The organism is Arenimonas alkanexedens (assembly GCF_054781355.1).
The window spans coordinates 351,513-371,354 of sequence record NZ_BAAGUO010000001.1; the positions used below are offsets into that span (position 1 = coordinate 351,513).

A 19,842-nucleotide genomic window follows, 5' to 3' on the forward strand; every position below is an offset into this window, starting at 1 on the left:
AAGATGATACCCCGGTGCACAAGGAGGGCGCGGTCATGGCGACGACCCAGGCAGGAACGCTTTACGTGGTGGCCACGCCGATCGGCAACCTCGGCGACCTGAGCGCGCGGGCGCGCGAGGTGCTGGCCTCGGTGGACGCGATCTGCGCCGAGGACACCCGGCACACCCGGCAGATGCTGGTGGCGCTGGGCATCGAGCGCCCGCTGCTGGCGCTGCATGAACACAATGAAGGTGAGATCGCCTGGAAGCTGGTCGAACGCCTGCGCAACGGCGAGCGGCTGGCCCTGGTGTCCGATGCCGGCACGCCGCTGGTCAGCGATCCCGGCTACCGGCTGGTGCGCGAGGTGCGTGCGGCGGGGCTGGCCGTCAGTCCTGTCCCCGGCGCCTGCGCCGCGATTGCCGCGCTGTCGGTGGCCGGCATCCCGAGCGACCGCTTCTGCTTCGAAGGCTTCCTGCCGGCGAAAGCGTCCGCCCGGCGTGAGCGGCTGGCGGCGCTGGCACGGGAAACCCGCACCCTGGTCTTCTACGAAAGTTCGCACCGCATCCAGGACAGTCTCGCAGACCTGGTGGCGGCTTTCGGCGGCGATCGGGAAGCGGTTCTCGGACGCGAGCTGACGAAATTGTTCGAGACCGTGCTTGGCGACAGCCTCGACGTGATCGCGGGCAAGGTCGCCGCCGACGACAACCAGCGCAAAGGCGAGTTCGTGCTCGTCGTCCGAGGCTGCGAGGACGATACGGCGGCCAGGTTGATCGAAGGGCAGCGGCTTTACGCCAAGCTGGCGGAACACCTCAAGCCCTCGGTGGCGGCGAAGCTGGCGGCCGACCTCAGTGGGGCGCCGCGCAAGTCCCTGTACGGCGGCGAGGCCTGATTCCGGCGCGGCCGCCCCCGGCGTGCGACAATCCGCCCCGGCGGAGTCGGTCAAGGCAGTCGCGTCGCAGCAATGCGCCGAGGAAAGTCCGGGCTCCATAGAGCAGGGTGCCAGGTAACGCCTGGGCGGCGTGAGCCGACGGAAAGTGCAACAGAAAATAAACCGCCGAACGGCCCGCAAGGGTGCGTGGTAAGGGCGAAACGGTGGGGTAAGAGCCCACCGCCCGAGGGGACAACGCCTCGGGGCACGGCAAACCCCACCCGGAGCAAGACCAAATAGGGGTGCTATGGCATGGCTCGTGCCGCACCCGGGTTGGTTGCTTGAGGCCTGCGGTGACGCAGGTCCCAGAGGAATGACTGTCCACGACAGAACCCGGCTTAACGACCGGCTCCGCCACTTTCCTCTCCCGTTCCACCCCGTTTGCGCAGTTGCCCCTGGCCTCCGGCCGGAGCGGGCGCTGCTGTCGCGTCGGCCCGGCGCTCCCGTCATTTCGTGGACCCGATCACATCTTCTGATCAAATCCATGTGAAACAACACTTGCGAAACAGTTCTTAAACAAGACTCTCAAGTTTCGCGCAAAGTCTTGATCCGCCTAGCGAAATTGCCCCGTCTTTATCCTTGACAGCCCCCGGGGGCAGGACTAACGTGGGCTTCCGAGGGAAATCCGGGTTTTTCGTGGGTTTCGGTGGATAAAGGCTGATCTGAACTGATGTTCCAGGGCGAAACCGCAATCACGATCGACGACAAGGGCCGTCTGGCGATTCCCACCGCCTACCGGGACCAGGTCGCGCGCGCCTGCGCCAATCGCCTGGTGGTCACCTACAACCCCTACGAAGCCGGCTGTCTGTGGCTGTACCCGGAAGCGTCCTGGGAAAAGGTTCGCGACCAGGTCAACGCCCTGCCCAACGCCAAGCGCGTGCACCGCAACCTGCAGCTCAAGCTGGTCGGTGCCGCCACCGTGGTTGAGCCCGACGGCAACGGCCGCCTGCTTCTGCCGGCGAGCCATCGCAATGCGGCGGCGATCGAAAAGAAAGCGGTGCTGCTGGGCATGGGCGGCAAGTTTGAATTGTGGAGCGAGCAGGCGCACCTCGCGCAGATCCGTCAAACCATTGGTGAAGACGAGATCAGCGAGGACATGCTCGACCTGAGGCTGTGACGGGCATGGCCGGGGTGCGGGAATCCACGCAGCCCAGCCATCTCCCGGTGATGTTCGTGCAGGCCCTGGACGGGCTGCGTGTGCTCAGGGATGGCTGGTATCTGGATGGCACCTTCGGGCGTGGTGGCCACGCACGCGGCGTGCTCGACCGGCTCGGGCCGGATGGACGGCTGTTGGTGATGGACAAGGACCCGGAAGCGATCGTTGCCGCCCACGCGCTTGCCAGCGCGGATGCGCGCGTCCGCGTCCGCCGCGGCTCCTTCGCCGGCCTGGATGGCTGGGATGAAGCCAGCGCGGGTCTCGACGGCGTGTTCATGGACCTGGGCGTGTCCTCGCCGCAGCTCGACGTCGCCGAGCGCGGCTTCAGCTTCTCCAAGGACGGCCCGCTCGACATGCGCATGGACCCGGAGTCGGGTGAAAGCGCGGCCAACTGGCTGGCGCGCGCCGACGAGCGCGAGATCGCGGACGTGCTCTGGAAGTACGGCGAGGAAAAGCTGAGCCGCAAGATCGGCCGCACCATCGTGGCGCGTCGCGACGAAGCGCCGCTGCTGCGCACCGCCCAGTTGGCCGAGTTGATCGCCTCGGTGGTCGGTCGCGGTGACAGCAAGATCCATCCCGCCACCCGCAGCTTCCAGGCCATCCGCATCTACATCAATCGCGAGCTCGAGGATCTCGAGCGCGGCCTCGATGCGGCGCTGGAGCGCCTGAAGCCCGGCGGCCGCCTGGTCGTGATCAGCTTCCATTCGCTGGAAGACCGCATCGTCAAGCAGTTCATCGCCCGCCATGCCAAGGCGCCCCCGGGCAATCGCCGCATGCCCATGGTCCAGGCGTTCACGCCGCGCCTGCGCGACCTGGCCGGCGCCCTGCGCGCCGATTCGTCGGAAACCGCGGTCAATCCCCGCGCCCGCAGCGCGGTGATGCGCATCGCCGAAAAACTCGCCACGGCGCCGCAGGATGCACCGGAGCCGTCGGCATGAACCCGCGCCTGTTCGCGCTGATGGTGCTGGTGGTGGCCGTGCTCGCTAGCGCGGTCGCCGTCGTGTACTCGCGTCACCTGCATCGCCAGGCGTACATCTCGCTGACCATGCTCGAACACGAGCGCGACGAGCTCAATATCGACTTTGGACGCCTGCAGCTCGAGCAGGCCACCTGGTCTGAAGCCAATCGCATCGAACAGGTCGCCGGCAACCGCATCGGCATGAAATATCCGACCGATGCCGACATCGTGGTGCTGCAGCCATGAAGGTCCAGCGCAGCAGCTACAGCCTCCGCCGCCGCCTGGTTGCGGTGAGTGTCGTGATGGGTCTCTTCAGCCTGGTGCTGGTGGCCCGCGCCGCGCACCTGCAGCTGATCAGTCCCGAGTTCTACCAGCAGCAGGGCGATGCCCGCTTCCTGCGCGAAGTGCCGATCCCGACCTCGCGCGGCATGATCAGCGACCGCAACGGCGAGCCGCTGGCGGTGTCGTCGCCGGTGGAATCGGTGTGGGTCAATCCGCAGGAACTGCTACAGCATATCGATCGCCTGCCCGCGCTCGCCGATGCGCTGGGCATTCCGCGGGACGTGCTGCTGCAGCGGGTTACCCAGCGTTCGCACAAGGAGTTCCTGTACCTGCGCCGGCACATGAATCCCGACCTGGCGGCGGAAGTGACCGACCTCGGCATTCCCGGCGTGTATTCGCAGCGCGAGTTCCGGCGCTTCTATCCGCACGGCGAGGTGATGGCGCACGTGCTGGGCTTCACCAACATCGACGACCATGGCCAGGAAGGCCTGGAGCTCGCGTTCGAAGATTGGCTGACCGGCACCGAGGGTTCGCAGCAGGTGATCCGCGACCGCCGCGGTCGCGTGGTCGAGAATGTTGACCTGATCCGGGCGGCCGAGCCCGGCCGTGACCTGGTGCTGACCATTGATCGGCGCATCCAGTACCTGGCCTACCGCGAACTCAAGTCCGCCCTGATCGAGCATGGCGCCAGCGCCGGCTCCATCGTGGTGCTGGACGTGCCGACGGGCGAGATCCTCGCCATGGTCAACCAGCCGTCCTATAACCCGAACGCGCGTGAATCGAGCACCACCGATGCCCAGCGCAACCGTGCCGTCACCGACGTGGTGGAGCCGGGCTCGGTGATGAAGACGCTGACCTTCGCGGCGGCGCTCGAGAGCGGCAAGTTCACGCCCGAGACCCTGATCGCGACCGCCCCCGGCTACATGAGCCTGGCCGGCGGCCACCAGATCCGAGACTTCCGCAACTACGGCACGCTCACGCTTACCGGCGTGCTGACCAAGAGCTCGAACGTTGGCGCCACCCTGGTCGCGCAGCAGCTGAGCAACGAGCACCAGTACGACATGTACCACCGGCTGGGCCTGGGCCAGGTCAGCGGCAGTGGTTTCCCGGGCGAGTCGTCGGGCGTGCTGCGCCCGCCCAACACCTGGGGTCCGGCCGAGAAGGCGACCATCAGCTACGGCTATGGCCTGTCGGTGACACCGCTCCAGCTGGCGCGTGCCTATGCCGCGATCGGCAACGGCGGACGCCTGAACGAATCCACCTTCGTCAAGGGTGCGAACAAGCCAAGCGAGCAGGTCGTTGATCCGGCCATCGCTGCGCAGCTGATGCAGATGATGGAAACGGTCACCGGCCCCGAAGGCACCGCGCGTCGGGCCGCGGTGCTGGGCTACCGGGTTGCCGGAAAAACCGGCACCTCGCGCAAGGCCAGCGGCGGCGGCTATGCCGCCAAGCGCTACGCCGCCGTGTTCGTCGGCCTGGTGCCGGCCAGCAACCCGCGTTTCGCGATGGCGGTCGTCATCCATGATCCGCAGGGCGAAGAGTACGGCGGCGGCGCCGTGTCCGCCCCGATCTTCCACCACGTGATGGACGGCGCGCTGCGCCTGATGGACGTGCCGCCGGACAATATCGAGCAGTGGTTCGCCGAGCAGGCCCGCAACAAGCCGCCGGCACCCGCGAGTGCAGCCGTCCCACCCGAAGCTGCGGGAGCGCTGCGATGAGCCGCGCCATGTCGCTGCACGATCTGCTGCAGGGCGAGCCGGTGCTGCCGGCCGGCTTCAATCCCATGCTGGCTGGCCTGACGGCCGACACGCGTGCGCTGCGCGCGGGCGACGCCTTCATTGCGCTGGCCGGTGCCAGCACCCATGGCCTGCGCCATGCGGCCCAGGCGCGTGCTGCCGGCGCCAGCGTCATTTTGTTTGAACCGCCGGCGGCCGCCGGTGAGCCGTTGAGCGATCGCGCGGTGGCCGTACCCGGCCTTCGCGCGCGCCAGGGCGAACTGGCGGACCGTTTCTACGGCGCGCCCTCGCGCAGCCTGGCCGTGGCCGGCGTCACCGGCACCAACGGCAAGACCTCGACCGTGCAGCTGTTGGCGCAGGCGCTGACCCTGGGCGGCGGCGTGGCCGGCAGCATCGGCACGCTCGGCGCCGGCCTGCATGGCCAACTGGTGGCCGGCGAACGCACCACGCCCGACGTCATCGCCGTGCATCGACTGCTGGCGGAAATGCGCGATGCCGGCGCCAGTCACGTGGCGATGGAAGTGTCCTCGCATGCGCTTGAGCAGGGGCGCGTCGATGCCGTCGCCTTCCGCATCGCCGTGTTCACCAACCTCACGCGCGACCATCTCGACTTCCACGGCAGCATGGACGCCTACGGTGCCGCCAAAGCACGTCTGTTCGCATGGCCCAGCCTGCAGGCCGTGGTGGTGAACCTCGACGACGCGTTCGGCCGCGGGCTGTTGGATCGCGCGCCCGCCGCTGCGCGCCGGATCGGCCTGAGCTCGCGCGGCCACGCCGACGCCAGCCTGCGCGCCGAGCAGGTCTCGCTGGCGCCGGAAGGCCTGCGTTTCGATTTGGTGGAAGGCAGGGAACGAATCGCCGTGGTCTCGCCGCTGCTGGGCCGTTTCAACGTGGACAACCTGCTGGCGGTCGCCGGCGCGCTGCGCGCCCTGGACTGGTCGCTGGCCGCGGTCGCCGCGATGCTGCCCCGGCTGGCGCCGGTGGACGGCCGGATGAGCCGCGTCGGCGGCCGCGATGGCCAGCCGCTGGTGGTGGTGGATTACGCCCACACCCCCGACGCGCTGGAACAGGCGCTGGCCAGCCTGCGCGCCCATACCCCCGGCCACCTGACCTGCGTGTTCGGCTGCGGCGGCGAGCGCGACGCCGGCAAGCGCCCGCAGATGGCCGCCATCGCCGAGGCCGGCGCCGACCGCATCGTCGTCACCGACGACAATCCCCGCAACGAAGATGGCGATGCCATCGTCGCCGGGATCCTGGCCGGCTTTACTCGTGCTGATGCCGTGCGGATCCAGCGTGATCGCGCCGACGCCATCGCCGAAGCGATCGCCGAAGCCGGCGCCGGTGATGTCGTGCTGGTGGCGGGCAAGGGACACGAACCGTATCAGGACGTGCAGGGCATCAAGCATCCGTTCGACGACCTCAAGATTGCGCGCCGCTGCCTGGAGGCCCGCTCATGAGGCCGGTGATGCTGTCCCAGGTCGCACGCTGGGTCGAAGGCCGCCATCTCGGCGACGATGTCGAGATCAGCTCGGTCAGCACCGACGGCCGCACGCTGGCGGCTGGCGGTTTGTTTGTCGCGCTGCGCGGCGAGCAGCACGACGGCCACGCCCACGTCGCCCAGGCGCTTGAGCGCGGCGCCGCCGCCCTGCTGGTGCAGCGCGAAGTCGACTGCGCGCTGCCGCAGGTACTCTGTGCCGACACCCAGGACGCGCTGGGCGAACTCGCTGCCGGCATGCAGCAGGGCCGCGCGGCCGTGGTGATCGCCATTACCGGCAGCAATGGCAAGACTTCGGTCAAGACCCTGCTGCTGGGTATCTTGTCGCGCGCGGGTGCCGCCTACGCCAATCCGGGCAATTTCAACAACGAGATCGGCCTGCCGCTGGCCGTGCTCAGTGCGCCGGAAGATGCGCGCTTCGCCATCTACGAAATGGGCGCTGGCCAGCCCGGCGACATCGCCTACCTGGCCTCGATCGCGCCGCCGCAGGTGTCACTGGTCAATAACGTGATGCCGGCCCATCTCGAGCGCATGGGCAGCCTGCTGGGCATCGCCGAGACCAAGGGCGCGATCTACGAAGCCCTGCCCGACGATGGCGTGGCGGTAGTAAATGCCGACGACGCGTTCGCGCCCTGGTTCATGCAGCGCATCGGCGCGCGCCGGGTGCTGCGCTTCGGCCTCGAGAACGACGCCGATATCCGCGCCAGCCAGCTGCTGGCCCAGTCCGGAGGCATGCGCTTCCGTCTGCATACGCCGGCGGGTGACGCCGACGTCGCGCTGCCGCTCGCGGGTCGCCATAGCGTCATGAACGCCCTGGCGGCGACGGCCCTGGCGCTGGGCGCCGGCGCCTCGCTGGCCGACGTGGTCGCCGGCCTGACAGGCGCAGCGCCGGTTCCCGGTCGGCAGATTCCGCATTCCCTCGCGAATGGTGCCGTGCTGGTGGACGACAGTTACAACGCCAATCCGGGCTCGGTTGCCGCGGCCATTGCCGCACTGGCCGAGGCCGGCGGCGACGCCTGGCTGGTTTTGGGCGACATGAAAGAACTGGGCACTGGTGCCGAGCTGATGCATGCGGAAATCGGCACCCACGCACGCGGCGCCGGCATCGCGCGGCTGTGGACGGTGGGGGAGTTGAGCGCGAACGCCAGCCGCGCCTTCGGCGACGGCGCGAGTCACTTCACCGACCAGGCCGCGCTGGTGGCGGCGCTGGCACCGGCGCTCAAATCGGCCGGCGCGGGACTGCGCTGCGTGGTCAAGGGTTCGCGCTCGAGCGCGATGGACAAAGTGGTGGCCGCGCTGTTGGCCGCCGACCGGCAGGGAGACGCCGACCATGCTTCTTGAACTGGCCCGCTGGCTTAATGAAATGGGCCTGATGCCGCCGCTGTTCGGCTACATCACCTTCCGCGCCATCCTGGGCGCGCTGACGGCGCTGCTGCTGTCGCTTTGGCTCGGTCCGCGCGTCATCGCACGCCTGGCCCAGCTCAAGGGCGGCCAGCCGATCCGCACCGATGGTCCGCAGAGCCACTTCGCCAAGGCCGGCACGCCGACCATGGGCGGCACCCTGATTCTGTTGACCGTGTCGCTGGCGACGCTGATGTGGGCCGATCTGCGCAACAAGTACGTCTGGGTGCTGCTGGCCGTGATGATCGCTTTCGGCGCGATCGGCTGGTTGGATGACTGGATCAAGATCGTCAAGCGTGACCCGAACGGTCTGAAGTCGCGCCACAAGTACGCGCTGCAGTCGATCTTCGGCCTCGCCGCGGCCCTCTACCTGTACTACACCGCCGACAACGCCAACGCGACCACGCTGTTCCTGCCGCTGCTCAAGGACTTCGCGATCCCGCTGGGCGGCATGTTCGTGGTGATTGCCTATTTCTGGATCGTCGGCTTCTCGAACGCGGTGAACCTGACCGACGGCCTCGACGGGCTGGCGATCATGCCGACCGTTCTGGTGGCGGCGGCGCTGGGCATCTTTGCCTATGCCTCGGGCAACGCGGTGTTCTCGCAGTACCTGCAGATCCCGGCGATCCCGGGCGCGGGCGAGATCACCATCGTCTGTGCGGCGATTGCCGGCGCTGGCCTGGGCTTCCTGTGGTTCAACACTTATCCGGCCATGGTCTTCATGGGCGACATCGGCGCGTTGGCGCTGGGCGCCGTGCTGGGCACCATCGCGGTGATCGTGCGGCAGGAAGCGATCCTGGTGCTGATGGGCGGCATCTTCGTGGTCGAGACGCTGTCGGTGATGATCCAGGTCGCCAGCTTCAAGCTCACCGGCAAGCGCGTGTTCCGGATGGCGCCCATCCACCACCACTTCGAGCTCAAAGGCTGGCCCGAGCCGCGCGTGATCGTGCGCTTCTGGATCATCTCCGTGATGCTCGTGCTCGTGGGTCTCGCGACCCTGAAGGTGCGCTGAGATGAACGCCTCCGACCGCAGCCACCAGGCCACCCGCCTCGACGCCATTACCGGGCGCTACGACCCGGTGCTGCTGCTGTTGACGCTGGCCCTGATTGGCCTGGGCGTGGTCATGGTCGCGTCGAGCTCGCTTGCGATCGCGGAGGGCCTCAACGTCGGGCCCTTCCATTTCCTGGTGCGCCACCTGGTGTTCCTGGGCGTGGGCTGCGGCCTGGCCTGGGCCCTGATGCAGGTCGAGCTCAAGATCGTCGAGAAATACAGCCATCTGCTGCTGGCGCTTTGCTTCCTGATGCTGCTGCTGGTGTTCCTGCCCGGCATCGGCCACACGGTGAATGGCGCGCAGCGTTGGCTCAACCTGGGCGTGTCGAAGTTCCAGGCCGTTGAAGCGGTGAAGCTGATGTTCATCATCTGGCTGGCCAGCTACCTGGTGCGCTACCGGGACGAAATCGCCCAGCAGTGGATGGCGCTGATCAAGCCATTGGCCGTGGCCGGCGTCATCGTCGTGCTGCTCTTGTTGCAGCCGGACTTCGGCTCCGCGGCACTGGTGCTCGCGATTACTGGCGGCATGGTCTGGCTGGGCGGCGCCCGTATCCGAAACCTGGTCATTCCTGCGCTGGTGGCTTTGCCGCTGCTGGCGATCGTGGCAATCGCCGAGCCCTACCGCGTGCGCCGCCTGACCTCATTCCGCGACCCTTGGGCGGATCCCTTCAACGACGGCTTCCAGTTGACCCAGGCCCTGATCGCGATCGGTCGCGGCGAATGGTTCGGCGTTGGCCTGGGCGGCAGCATCCAAAAGCTGTTCTACCTGCCCGAGGCGCACACCGACTTCATCTTCTCGGTCACGGCCGAAGAGCTGGGCTTCGTCGGCTCCTTCGGCATCATTGCCCTGTTCGCGGCGTTTACCTGGCGTGCGTTCAATATCGGCCTGCGCGCCGTCAACATGCGCCGCCACTTCGCCGGCTTCTGTGCTTTCGGCGTCGGCCTGTGGGTCAGCCTGCAGTCCTTCGTCTCGATCGGCGTGAACCTCGGGCTGCTGCCGACCAAGGGGCTGACGCTGCCCTTGATTTCCTCGGGCGGCTCCAGCGTGCTGGTCACCTGCGTGGCGATCGGCCTGCTGCTGCGGGTGAGCTATGAGCTGGACCGCGCCGAGCGCCAGGTCGCGCGCCTGCGCAGCGGCGACGGCCTGCCAGAGTCTGGTGAGCCGAGCCTGGACGCCGCGCTGCCGACGCAGTCTCCGGCGGCGCTGGCTCCGGCGATGGGTGCACGTGGCTCACGCCAGCGCATTGAACCCAAGTTCGGAGCCGTGGCATGAGCGGGCCCGTGCTGATCCTGGCCGGTGGCACTGGTGGCCACATTTTCCCGGGTCTGGCCGTGGCCCAGGCGCTGCAGTCGCGCGATGTGCCGGTGCTTTGGCTCGGTGCGGCCGGCGGCATGGAAACGCGGCTGGTTCCGCAGGCCGGTCTGCGAATCGAGACCATCGCCATCGGCGGCCTGCGCGGCAAGGGCGCCATGACCCTGCTCAAAGCGCCCTTCGTGCTGCTGCGCGGCTGCCTGCAGGCGCTGGCCATCTTGCGCCGCGTGCGTCCGCGCGCCGTGGTCAGCTTCGGCGGCTACGCGGCCGGCCCGGGCGGAATTTGCGCCTGGCTGCTGCGCCGTCCGCTGCTGGTGCACGAACAGAATCGCGCACCTGGGCTGACCAATCGCGTGCTGGCACGCGTTGCGCGTCGGGTGCTCTGCGGTTTCCCCGGCAGCTTCCCGGGACGCGACACCGTCGATGTCGGCAATCCGGTGCGTCCGGCCATCGCCGCCCTGCCGCCGCCGGCGCAACGTTTTGCCGGGCGATCGGGCCCCGTTCGCTTGCTGGTGTTGGGCGGCAGCCAGGGCGCGCATGCGCTCAACACGGCGCTGCCGAAGCTGCTGGAACGGCTGCCTGAAGCGCAGCGTCCCAGCGTCCGCCACCAGTGCGGCGAGCGTCATGCCGATGCGTCGCGTGCGGTTTACGCACGGGCTGGCGTGGCGGCGAGCGTGGAACCCTTCATCGCCGACATGGCCGCGGCCTATGCCTGGGCCGATCTGGTCGTGTGCCGTGCGGGCGCGCTGACGCTGGCCGAACTGTGCGCGGCCGGGGTTGGCTCGCTGCTGGTGCCTTTCCCGAAAGCCGTGGATGACCACCAGACCCGCAACGCTGAATACCTGGTCGAACGTGGCGCGGCGCGCCTCTTGCCTGAAGGCGAAGCGTTCGGGCCGCGCCTGCTCGATGCGCTTTCGGCGCTGTTGGTGGACGCGCCCGCGCGCCTGGCCATGGCGGAAGCGGCGCGCGCCGCGGCCCGGCCGGATGCCGCCGAGCGCGTCGCCGACCTCGTGCTGCAGGAGGCCCGGGCGTGAATCGTCGTCGTCTGCAGCAAACCGGTGACCTGGCCCGCGCCTTCCCGCGCGTGCATTTCATCGGCATCGGCGGCGTCGGCATGAGCGGCATCGCCGAGGTGCTGGTGACCCTGGGCTATCAGATATCGGGCTCGGACCAGGCGGATTCTGTCGCGACCCGTCGCCTGCTGGCGATGGGCGCCGTGGTCCATCGCGGCCATGCCTCCGGCCAGGTTGCCGGTGCCGACGTGGTGGTGGTGTCGAGCGCGATCCGGGCTGACAACGTCGAGCTGGTTGCGGCGCGCGATGCCCGCATCCCGGTGGTGCCGCGCGCCGAGATGCTGGCCGAGCTGATGCGCTTCAAGCGCGGCATCGCCATCGCCGGCACGCACGGCAAGACCACGACCACCTCGCTGGTGGCCAGCGTCCTGAGTGAGGGCGGGCTGGACCCGACCTTCGTGATCGGTGGCCAGCTGCTTTCGGCCGGCGCCAACGCGCGCCTGGGCGGCGGTCAGTGGCTGGTGGCCGAGGCCGATGAAAGCGACGGCAGCTTCCTGCGGCTCAACCCGCTGGTGGCCGTGGTGACCAATATTGATGCCGATCACCTCGAGAACTACGGGGGTGACTTCGAGCGGGTGAAGGCTGCATTCAATGAGTTCCTGCACCGCCTGCCGTTCTACGGGCTGGCGGTGCTGTGCGTGGATGACGCCGAGGTGGCGGCGCTGGCGGCCGAAACGCCGCGGCACTTGGTCACCTACGGTATCGACCAGCCCGCCGACGTCTACGCCCGCGACCTGAGCCAGGACGGCGGCTGCATGCGCTTCACCCTGCACCTGCCCGAGAGCGCGCCGCAGGCCGTCACCTTGAATTTGCCGGGGCGCCACAACGTGCTCAATGCCTTGGCGGCGGCCGCGATCGGCTGGCAGCTGGGCGTCGAGCCGGAAGCGATCGCGGCAGCACTCGAGAAATTCCAGGGCATCGGTCGCCGTTTCAACCTCAAAGGTGAACTCGACTTCGGTCGCGGCAAGGCGCTGCTGGTGGATGACTACGGCCACCACCCCAAGGAGCTGGAAGCGGTCTTCGCGGCGGCTCGCGGCGGCTGGCCGGATCGGCGCCTGGTGGTGGCCTTCCAGCCGCATCGCTATAGCCGGACGCGCGATCTGTTCGACGAATTCTCGGCGGTGCTTTCGAGCGCCGATGCCGTGGTGCTGACCGAGGTCTATCCGGCAGGCGAGGCGCATATCGTCGGCGCCGATGCCAAGTCGCTGGCGCGCGCCATCCGGGCCCGCGGTCGCATTGATCCGGTCGTGGCCGGCACTGCCCGCGACCTGCCGGCGGTGCTCGCCGACATGCTCGCCGACGGCGACCTGCTGCTGATGATGGGCGCCGGCGACATCGGCCATGTGGCCGCCGACCTGGCCCTGCACGGCATCGAGGGGGAGCCCCAGGCATGACGCCGATCCCGTCCCCGCGCATCACCGACCCGAAGGCTTTCGGCCGCGTCGCCGTGCTGATGGGCGGCACCAGCGCCGAGCGCGAGGTGTCGCTGGAGTCCGGACGCAACGTGCTCGAGGCGCTGCGCGCCCGCGGCATTGATGCCGAAGCGGTGGACGGCATTCCGGCCCTGCTCGAGGCCCTGCTCGCGAAGCGCTTCGACCGCGTCTTCAACATCCTGCACGGCAACAAGGGCGGCGGTGAGGACGGCACGCTGCAGGGACTGCTCGAAGCGCTGTGCGTTCCCTACACGGGCTCGGGCGTGCTCGGTTCGGCCCTGGGCATGGACAAGATCCGCACCAAGCAGGTCTGGCTGGCCCTGGGCCTGCCCACCCCGCGCTACGCGCGCTTGTCGCCTGGCGCCGCCGCGGCGGGCAGCGCGGAACACGTGCTGCGCGCGGCCGCCCGTGAAATCGGCCTGCCCGTGATCGTCAAGCCGTCCTGCGAAGGCTCCAGCGTTGGCGTATCGCGCGTGTTCGACGCCGACGGCCTTGCCGACGCGGTGGCCTTGGCCGCGCGCTACCCCGGCGAGCTGCTGATGGAACAGATGGTGGTGGGCGGTGAATACACCGTCGGCATCCTCGGTGACGTCGCCTTGCCCAGCATCCGCATCGTGCCCGCCGGCGAATACTACGACTACCACGCCAAATACCAGGCCGAAGACACGCAGTACCTGTGCCCGGGCCTGGAAGCGGAGGCCGAGGTCGCGATCCGTGAGCTGGCGCTGGTCGCTTTCCGTGCGGCCGGCTGCACCGGCTGGGGTCGCGTGGACGTGATGCGCGACGCCGAGGGCAACAACTACCTGCTCGAAGTGAACACCGCGCCCGGCATGACCAGCCACTCGCTGGTCCCCAAGGCCGCCGGCCAAGTCGGCATCGGCTTCGAAGATCTGTGCTGGCGCGTACTGGAAACCAGCCTTGCGCAGGAGGACGTTGCCCCATGAACGCCCTGCTGCGCATCATCGCCTGGACCCTTGCGATCGCCCTGGTGACGCTGCCGGTGTACGCCGTGCTCAACGGCTGGATCGCCGGTGAGCGTTGGCCGATGCGGAGCCTGGCCGTCACCGGCGAGTTTGCGCAGGTGGACGAAGCTGCGGTGCGCCAGGCCGTGCTGCCGCAGGTGCAGCGTGGCTTCTTCGCCGTGGATCTGGCTGAAGTGCGCGATGCCGTCGCGGCGCTGCCTTGGGTTGAACGGGTGGAAGTGCGCAAGCGCTGGCCCGATCGGCTGGAAGTGAGCCTGACCGAGCACACGCCGGTGGCGCGTTGGGCCGACGGCCGCCTGCTGTCCGAGGACGGCAAGCTGTTCGCGGCCCCGGAAGGCGCCGGCGAAGGCCTGCCGCTGTTCGAAGGCCCCGAGGGCCGGGCCAGTGAGCTGATGTCCTTCCACAGCCTGGCGCGCCCGCTGTTTCTGACGGTGGGTGCCAAGGTGGCCTCCGTGCAGCTGAGCCCGCGCGGCAGCTGGAGCCTTCAGCTTGACGACGGCACCCGCGTTGAAGCCGGTCGCGGTGATCCGCAGGCAAGGCTGGCCCGCTTCGCGCGGCTGCTGCCGCGTCTGCGCGAGAACGACGCGCGCGTACTGGTACGCGCCGACCTCCGATACACCAACGGCTTCACCCTGGTCTGGGGTGATCCGCCGCCGGCTGCCCAAGCCGACACAAGCGCGTCGCGTGGCGACGCCGCCGACCGCACGCAGGAAGGAAACGCATGAACCGCAAAGGCGACAAGTCGCTGATCGTCGGACTCGACATCGGCACCTCCAAGATCACTGCGCTGGTGGGCGAGTACTCGCCCGGCCAGGAAATCGAGGTCATTGGCATCGGCTCGCACGAATCGCGCGGCATGAAGCGCGGCGTGGTGGTGGACATCGAGTCCACCGTGCAGTCCATCCAGCGCGCCATCGAAGAGGCCGAGCTGATGGCCGGCTGCGAGATCCGTTCGGTCTACGCCTCGATCACCGGCAGCCACACCCAGTGCCGCAACTCGCCCGGCATCGTGCCGGTGGCGGGCGGCGAAGTGACCTATGCCGATCTCGACCGGGTGCTGGAGGCGGCCAAGGCCGTCGCCGTTCCCGCCGACCAGAAAATCCTGCACGCCATCGCGCAGGAATACATCGTCGACAATTCCCAGGAAGGTATCCGCAATCCGGTCGGGATGAGCGGCGTGCGCCTCGAGGTCCGCGCCCACCTGGTCACGGGCGCCCAGTCGGCCGCCAGCAACGTCATGAAGTGCGTGCAGCGCTGCGGCCTGCAGGTGGACGACCTGATCCTGAGCTCGCTGGCCTCCAGCACCGCGGTGCTGACCACGGACGAAAAGGAATTGGGCGTGGTGCTGGTGGATATCGGCGCCGGCACCACCGACATCGCGGTGTTCGTGCAGGGCGCGATCAGGCATTCGGCCTCGCTGCCGATTGCTGGCGACCAGGTCACCAACGACATCGCGCACCTGCTGCGCACCCCGACGCCGGAAGCCGAGCAGATCAAGGTGCGCTACGCCTGCGCCCTGGCCCAGCTGGCAACGGCCGAGGAATCGATCCAGGTGCCGAGCGTGGGCGACCGTCCTCCGCGGCGGCTGGCGCGGCAGGCCCTGGCCGAGGCGGTGCAGAACCGCTACGAGGAAATCTTCGAGATGGTGCAGGCCGAACTGCGTCGCTCCGGCTTCGAAGAGCTGGTGCGCGCCGGCCTGGTGCTCACCGGCGGTGCCTCGCGGATGGAAGGCGTGGTCGAGCTGGCCGAAGAAATGCTGCACATGCCGGTGCGGGTGGGTATCCCCCAGCACGTCTCCGGCTTGGGCGAAGTGGTAGGCAACCCGGTGCACGCCACCGGCGTGGGGCTGCTGCTCTGGGGCAGCCAGTTGGAACACCCGCGTCGCCCGACGCTGTCGGCGGGCAAGGCGGGAACGATTTGGACGAAGTTCAAGAACTGGTATCGAGGTGAGTTCTGAACAACGTCGGTGAAGTAGCGCAACAACAAGCAGCGAACAAGAAAACACAACCCCTGGATTCGAATCACGGAGGACGCGGACATGGCACATTTTGAATTGATCGAAAAGTTGGCACCCAATGCAGTAATCAAGGTCATTGGCGTGGGCGGCGGCGGCGGTAACGCCGTGGCGCACATGGTGAATGCGGGCGTGGAGGGCGTTGAGTTCATCACCGCCAACACCGATTCGCAGGCCATCAAACAGTGCGGCGCGAAAATTCAGCTGCAGCTCGGCGGCAACGTGACCAAAGGCCTGGGCGCCGGCGCCAACCCCGAGGTCGGCCGCCAGGCCGCGCTCGAGGACCGCGAGCGCATCGTCGAAGCGCTGGAAGGCGCGGACATGGTCTTCATCACCGCCGGCATGGGTGGCGGCACCGGCACGGGCGCCGCCCCGGTCGTGGCGCAGTTGGCCAAGGAGATGGGCATCCTGACGGTCGCCGTCATCACCAAGCCCTTCCCATTTGAAGGCCGCCGCCGCATGCAGGTCGCGCTCAAGGGTATCGAAGAGCTGAGCCACCACTGTGACTCGCTGATCACCATCCCCAACGAAAAGCTGATCACCGTGCTTGGCCGCCAGGCCACCATGGTGCAGGCCTTCCGCGCCGCCAACGACGTGCTGCTGGGCGCCGTGAAGGGCATCGCCGACCTGATCGTCAGCCCGGGCCTGATCAACGTTGACTTCGCCGACGTCCGTACCGTCATGTCCGAAATGGGCCTGGCGATGATGGGCACCGGCGTCGCCCGCGGCGACGACCGCGCCCAGGCTGCCGCCGAGGCTGCGATCTCCAATCCGCTGCTGGACGAGGTCAACCTGTCGGGTGCCAACGGCGTGCTGGTCAACATCACGGCCGGTCCGGACTTCACCATGGCCGAGTTCGACGAGATCGGCCGGACCATCGAAGACTTCGCGTCCGAGGATGCCACGGTCGTCATCGGCACCTCGCTTGATCCGGACATGAAGGACGAGGTGCGGGTCACCGTCGTGGCCACCGGTCTCAACCGGGGCGCCGTGCGCCAGGCTGCGCCGCGCACGCCGGAGAAAGAGGTCTACCGTGCCCCGGTCAAGCTGGTGCGCAACGCCAGCACCGGCCAGGTGGACTACGACGCGATGGCCAATGTCAAAGCGGCTCCGGTGCAGGCCGGCGCCCACATGGGCCTGCGCGCCAGCCGTTCGAGTGAACCGGCCGCGGGTGCGAGCAGCGCCCTGTCCGAAATGCCGAACGACCATAGCTACCTCGACATCCCGGCCTTCCTGCGTCGCCAGGCCGACTGAGTTCGTGTGGTGACCCGGCGGCGGGCACCCGACCAGGTGCCGCGGTGCGGGTCGCAGCCGGCCGGCCAGGAGGGCCGCGTCCGGTCAGGGTCCAATCCGCCTTTCGGGGGTTGGGCCTGCTGTCCCCAGGGGGTCAGGAAACCTTGGCCCGCCGGTTCTGCCGGCGGGTCCTTTTCCCGATCAGCTGCTGTGGTTGCTGTGAGATTAAATTATTGATTCGTATGGCATTCGTTGCCCGGACGGAACGATCAGGCGATTGTTAGGTTTTCGTTCATTGCGCCCTATGTTATTGTTCGGTCGGTTTTGCGCGCTCCTTCCGGAGACCGCTACAAAAATGATTAGACAAAGAACCCTAAAGAACGTCATCCGCGCCACCGGCGTCGGCCTGCACAGCGGCGAGAAGGTCTACATGACCTTGCGTCCGGCTGCGCCCGATACCGGCATCGTTTTCCGGCGCGTTGACTTCGATATCCCGGTGGAGATCCACGCCAAGGCCGAAAAGGTCGGCGACACCAGCCTGTGCACGGCGCTGGTCGAAGGCAGCACCCGGGTAATGACCATCGAGCACCTGCTGTCGGCCATGGCCGGGCTGGGTATCGATAATGCCTACGTGGACCTGTCCACCGCGGAAGTGCCGATCATGGACGGCTCCGCCGGTCCTTTCGTGTTCCTGCTGCAGTCCGCGGGCATCGAAGAACAGGCCAAGGCCAAGCGTTTCATCCGCATCCTCAAGCCGATCAAGGTCGAGGACGGCGACAAGTGGGCCCGCTTCGAGCCGTTCGAAGGCTTCAAGGTGGGCTTCACCATTGATTTCCAGCACCCGATCTTCAACAAGTCCACGTCCAGCACCGAGATCGATTTCTCGACCACTTCCTTCGTCAAAGAAGTTAGCCGGGCGCGCACCTTCGGCTTCATGAAGGACATCGAGTTCCTGCGCGAGCGCAACCTGGCGCTGGGTGGTTCGATGGACAACGCCATCGTGCTCGACGACTACCGGGTGCTCAACGAAGACGGCCTGCGCTACGAGGACGAGTTCGTGAAGCACAAGATCCTCGATGCGATCGGCGATCTCTACCTGTTGGGCCACAGCCTGATCGGAGCCTTTTACGGCTACAAATCCGGTCACGCGCTCAACAACCAGCTGCTTCGGACCCTTCTGGCCGACACCTCGGCCTGGGAAGAGGTCACCTTCGAGGATCCGGCCCTCGCGCCGATTTCCTACGCCCATCCCGCCCAAGCGGTGTGAGAAGGGCCTCGCATTTCGCGATAGCGGAATGAGACACCGGTCACGGTTACTGACCTCTGTTTAACGAACCGTTAACGACTTGGCCCGGACAGCCGGGGCATCATGCCCCGTCGGTACCCGACCGGGACGACGAGGCCAGCCGCAGAAGCTGTGCCCGAAGTTCCGGATCCGAGACCGATTGGGCGGTGGCTCGCAGTGAATCGCGGACTGCCTCGGAAAGCGTCCTGGCTGGACCGGTCCCCGTGGGGGCGGGTGTCACCGGAGAGGAAACTTTCACCACGAGCGTCCGGGCCGTCAGGCCGGCCGCGGCCGCCGCGTCCAACAGGGCGTCGGCATGCAGCCGCAGCTTGGCTTTCCAGACCGGTGCGCTCACCAGAAATACCAAGTGCTTGTCATCCACGTTGGCCAGTTTGCATTGGTCTGCCAAGGTGGCGGGGAGACTCTGGCGCAGCAAGGGATCAAGCGTGGCCAGCCATTTGGCACGCGCGATCACGTTCGACAGCCCGGAACCAGCCAGCGCATCAAGCGCCAGCGGGGGCAGGGCAGAGGACGTTGTTGTGCCGCGGACGCGGGTTTTAGGTGGTTCAGACATGATGAATGTCATCATCGCAGCAAATTTCCTTCGGACGCCAAAAAAATTGGCGTTCGATCAACCGAAAGTGGCGGGTATCGCTCTCGGCGCCATCTTTCTGGTGCTGGCGACGGCCTTCGGAGCGGGTTACCTCACGCGCGGCGCGAACGGCGCGGCCCTCGAGGAAATCGCCCGGATGCAGGCCCAGCTCGACGCGCAGGCCCAGGACCTGGTGCAGGCGCGCGAAGAAGCCCAGCGCGAGGTCAACGCCATCGCAGCCCGCGTAGGCGAGCTTCAGGCCCAGGCCAACCGCCTCAACGCCCTCGGCGATCGCCTGACCCGCGTCGGCAAGCTCAAGGACGGCGAGTTCAACTTTGGTGAATTGCCCGGCCAGGGCGGCGGCGAATCCGCCGGCGACGTGGCCTCCGGCGACCTGCTCTCGAGCCTGGACCAGCTGCAGTCGCAGTTCGACAGCTCCGGGCGCCAGCTCAACGTGCTCGAGGCGCTGCTGTTCGACCAGACGCTCGACAACAACAGCACCCCGGCCGGTATGCCGGCTCCGGGCTATATCTCTTCGCGCTACGGCGGCCGCAACGATCCCTTCGGTCGCGGTCGCTCACACCACCAGGGCATCGACATTGACGCCAACACCGGCGATCCGGTGACGGCGGCGGCCGAGGGCGTGGTCAGCTTCTCCGGGATTCGCGGCGGCTACGGCAATGTGGTCGAGATCGACCACGGCAACGGCTACAAGACCCTGTACGCGCACAATTCCGCCAACCTGGTGAAGGTCGGTGACGTCGTGCGTTCCGGCCAGCGCATCGCCCGGGTCGGCTCGACCGGTCGCTCCACCGGTTCGCACCTGCACTTCGAGGTGCTGCTCAACGGCAACCAGGTAAACCCGCGCCAGTACCTGGGAAAGGTCCGCGGCTGAGCCCTCCGGACGGGGCTTGATAGTCCCGACCCCGT

At 67.7% G+C, this 19,842-nt stretch carries 18 protein-coding genes and 1 other RNA gene; 18 read left to right on the top strand and 1 reads right to left on the bottom strand.

The features are described 5' to 3' along the window. The first annotated feature begins 35 nt into the window (after positions 1–35). The 17 genes from rsmI (at position 36) to lpxC (ending at position 18,302) form a co-directional block, all read left to right on the top strand. Positions 36–869 (top strand): 16S rRNA (cytidine(1402)-2'-O)-methyltransferase, encoded by an 834-nt coding sequence (gene rsmI / locus ACYVGY_RS01625; RefSeq protein ID WP_460455745.1) that lies wholly within the window; start codon positions 36–38, stop codon positions 867–869. A 42-nt stretch (positions 870–911) separates the two neighbouring features. Then, an RNA gene (rnpB, locus tag ACYVGY_RS01630) (RNase P RNA component class A) lies at positions 912–1,265 on the top strand. A gap of 313 nt (positions 1,266–1,578) precedes the next feature. Then, on the top strand, positions 1,579–2,025 hold the full coding sequence (gene mraZ, locus ACYVGY_RS01635; protein WP_460455746.1) for a division/cell wall cluster transcriptional repressor MraZ: 447 nt from the start codon (positions 1,579–1,581) through the stop codon (positions 2,023–2,025). 5 nt (positions 2,026–2,030) lie between these two features. Further along, the gene (gene rsmH / locus ACYVGY_RS01640; protein ID WP_460455747.1) at positions 2,031–3,002 is read left to right on the top strand and encodes a 16S rRNA (cytosine(1402)-N(4))-methyltransferase RsmH; all 972 of its coding nucleotides are present in this window, start codon (positions 2,031–2,033) and stop codon (positions 3,000–3,002) included. After that, positions 2,999–3,268: a cell division protein FtsL gene (gene ftsL / locus ACYVGY_RS01645; protein WP_460455748.1), complete on the top strand. Its 270-nt coding sequence runs from the start codon at positions 2,999–3,001 to the stop codon at positions 3,266–3,268. The genes rsmH and ftsL overlap by 4 nt, the downstream gene beginning before the upstream one ends. After that, positions 3,265–5,022 (top strand): peptidoglycan D,D-transpeptidase FtsI family protein, encoded by a 1,758-nt coding sequence (locus ACYVGY_RS01650; protein ID WP_460455749.1) that lies wholly within the window; start codon positions 3,265–3,267, stop codon positions 5,020–5,022. The genes ftsL and ACYVGY_RS01650 overlap by 4 nt, the downstream gene beginning before the upstream one ends. Beyond that, positions 5,019–6,497: a UDP-N-acetylmuramoyl-L-alanyl-D-glutamate--2,6-diaminopimelate ligase gene (locus ACYVGY_RS01655; RefSeq protein WP_460455750.1), complete on the top strand. Its 1,479-nt coding sequence runs from the start codon at positions 5,019–5,021 to the stop codon at positions 6,495–6,497. Before ACYVGY_RS01650 ends, ACYVGY_RS01655 begins: the two co-directional genes overlap by 4 nt. Continuing rightward, entirely contained in the window at positions 6,494–7,876 is a 1,383-nt protein-coding gene (locus tag ACYVGY_RS01660) for a UDP-N-acetylmuramoyl-tripeptide--D-alanyl-D-alanine ligase (RefSeq protein ID WP_460455751.1), read from the top strand. Before ACYVGY_RS01655 ends, ACYVGY_RS01660 begins: the two co-directional genes overlap by 4 nt. Continuing rightward, positions 7,866–8,948, top strand: coding sequence for a phospho-N-acetylmuramoyl-pentapeptide-transferase (mraY, locus tag ACYVGY_RS01665; RefSeq protein ID WP_460455752.1), 1,083 nt, complete (start codon positions 7,866–7,868; stop codon positions 8,946–8,948). Before ACYVGY_RS01660 ends, mraY begins: the two co-directional genes overlap by 11 nt. 1 nt (position 8,949) lies before the next feature. Then, complete coding sequence (ftsW, locus tag ACYVGY_RS01670) at positions 8,950–10,260, top strand: putative lipid II flippase FtsW (RefSeq protein ID WP_460455753.1); 1,311 nt, start codon at positions 8,950–8,952, stop codon at positions 10,258–10,260. Next, on the top strand, positions 10,257–11,333 hold the full coding sequence (murG, locus tag ACYVGY_RS01675; RefSeq protein WP_460455754.1) for an undecaprenyldiphospho-muramoylpentapeptide beta-N-acetylglucosaminyltransferase: 1,077 nt from the start codon (positions 10,257–10,259) through the stop codon (positions 11,331–11,333). The genes ftsW and murG overlap by 4 nt, the downstream gene beginning before the upstream one ends. After that, positions 11,330–12,766, top strand: coding sequence for a UDP-N-acetylmuramate--L-alanine ligase (gene murC, locus ACYVGY_RS01680; protein WP_460455755.1), 1,437 nt, complete (start codon positions 11,330–11,332; stop codon positions 12,764–12,766). The genes murG and murC overlap by 4 nt, the downstream gene beginning before the upstream one ends. Next, positions 12,763–13,749 carry a D-alanine--D-alanine ligase gene (locus ACYVGY_RS01685; protein ID WP_460455756.1) on the top strand — a complete coding sequence of 329 codons (987 nt, stop codon included), beginning with the start codon at positions 12,763–12,765 and terminating at the stop codon, positions 13,747–13,749. Before murC ends, ACYVGY_RS01685 begins: the two co-directional genes overlap by 4 nt. Next, the gene (locus ACYVGY_RS01690; RefSeq protein WP_460455757.1) at positions 13,746–14,513 is read left to right on the top strand and encodes a cell division protein FtsQ/DivIB; all 768 of its coding nucleotides are present in this window, start codon (positions 13,746–13,748) and stop codon (positions 14,511–14,513) included. The genes ACYVGY_RS01685 and ACYVGY_RS01690 overlap by 4 nt, the downstream gene beginning before the upstream one ends. Next, positions 14,510–15,745: a cell division protein FtsA gene (ftsA, locus tag ACYVGY_RS01695; protein WP_325132082.1), complete on the top strand. Its 1,236-nt coding sequence runs from the start codon at positions 14,510–14,512 to the stop codon at positions 15,743–15,745. Before ACYVGY_RS01690 ends, ftsA begins: the two co-directional genes overlap by 4 nt. A gap of 81 nt (positions 15,746–15,826) precedes the next feature. Then, entirely contained in the window at positions 15,827–17,056 is a 1,230-nt protein-coding gene (ftsZ, locus tag ACYVGY_RS01700) for a cell division protein FtsZ (RefSeq protein WP_460455758.1), read from the top strand. Between the two features lie 334 nt (positions 17,057–17,390). Next, positions 17,391–18,302 (top strand): UDP-3-O-acyl-N-acetylglucosamine deacetylase, encoded by a 912-nt coding sequence (gene lpxC, locus ACYVGY_RS01705; protein WP_460455759.1) that lies wholly within the window; start codon positions 17,391–17,393, stop codon positions 18,300–18,302. Positions 18,303–18,402: 100 nt separating this feature from the next. Here the strand turns inward: lpxC and ACYVGY_RS01710 are convergent, their stop codons facing one another. Continuing rightward, complete coding sequence (locus tag ACYVGY_RS01710; protein ID WP_460455760.1) at positions 18,403–18,909, bottom strand: DciA family protein; 507 nt, start codon at positions 18,907–18,909, stop codon at positions 18,403–18,405. Here ACYVGY_RS01710 and ACYVGY_RS01715 point away from each other — a divergent pair. Then, the gene (locus ACYVGY_RS01715) at positions 18,893–19,807 is read left to right on the top strand and encodes a M23 family metallopeptidase (protein ID WP_460455761.1); all 915 of its coding nucleotides are present in this window, start codon (positions 18,893–18,895) and stop codon (positions 19,805–19,807) included. The two genes, ACYVGY_RS01710 and ACYVGY_RS01715, sit on opposite strands and share 17 nt — an antisense overlap. Positions 19,808–19,842: the final 35 nt, after the last annotated feature.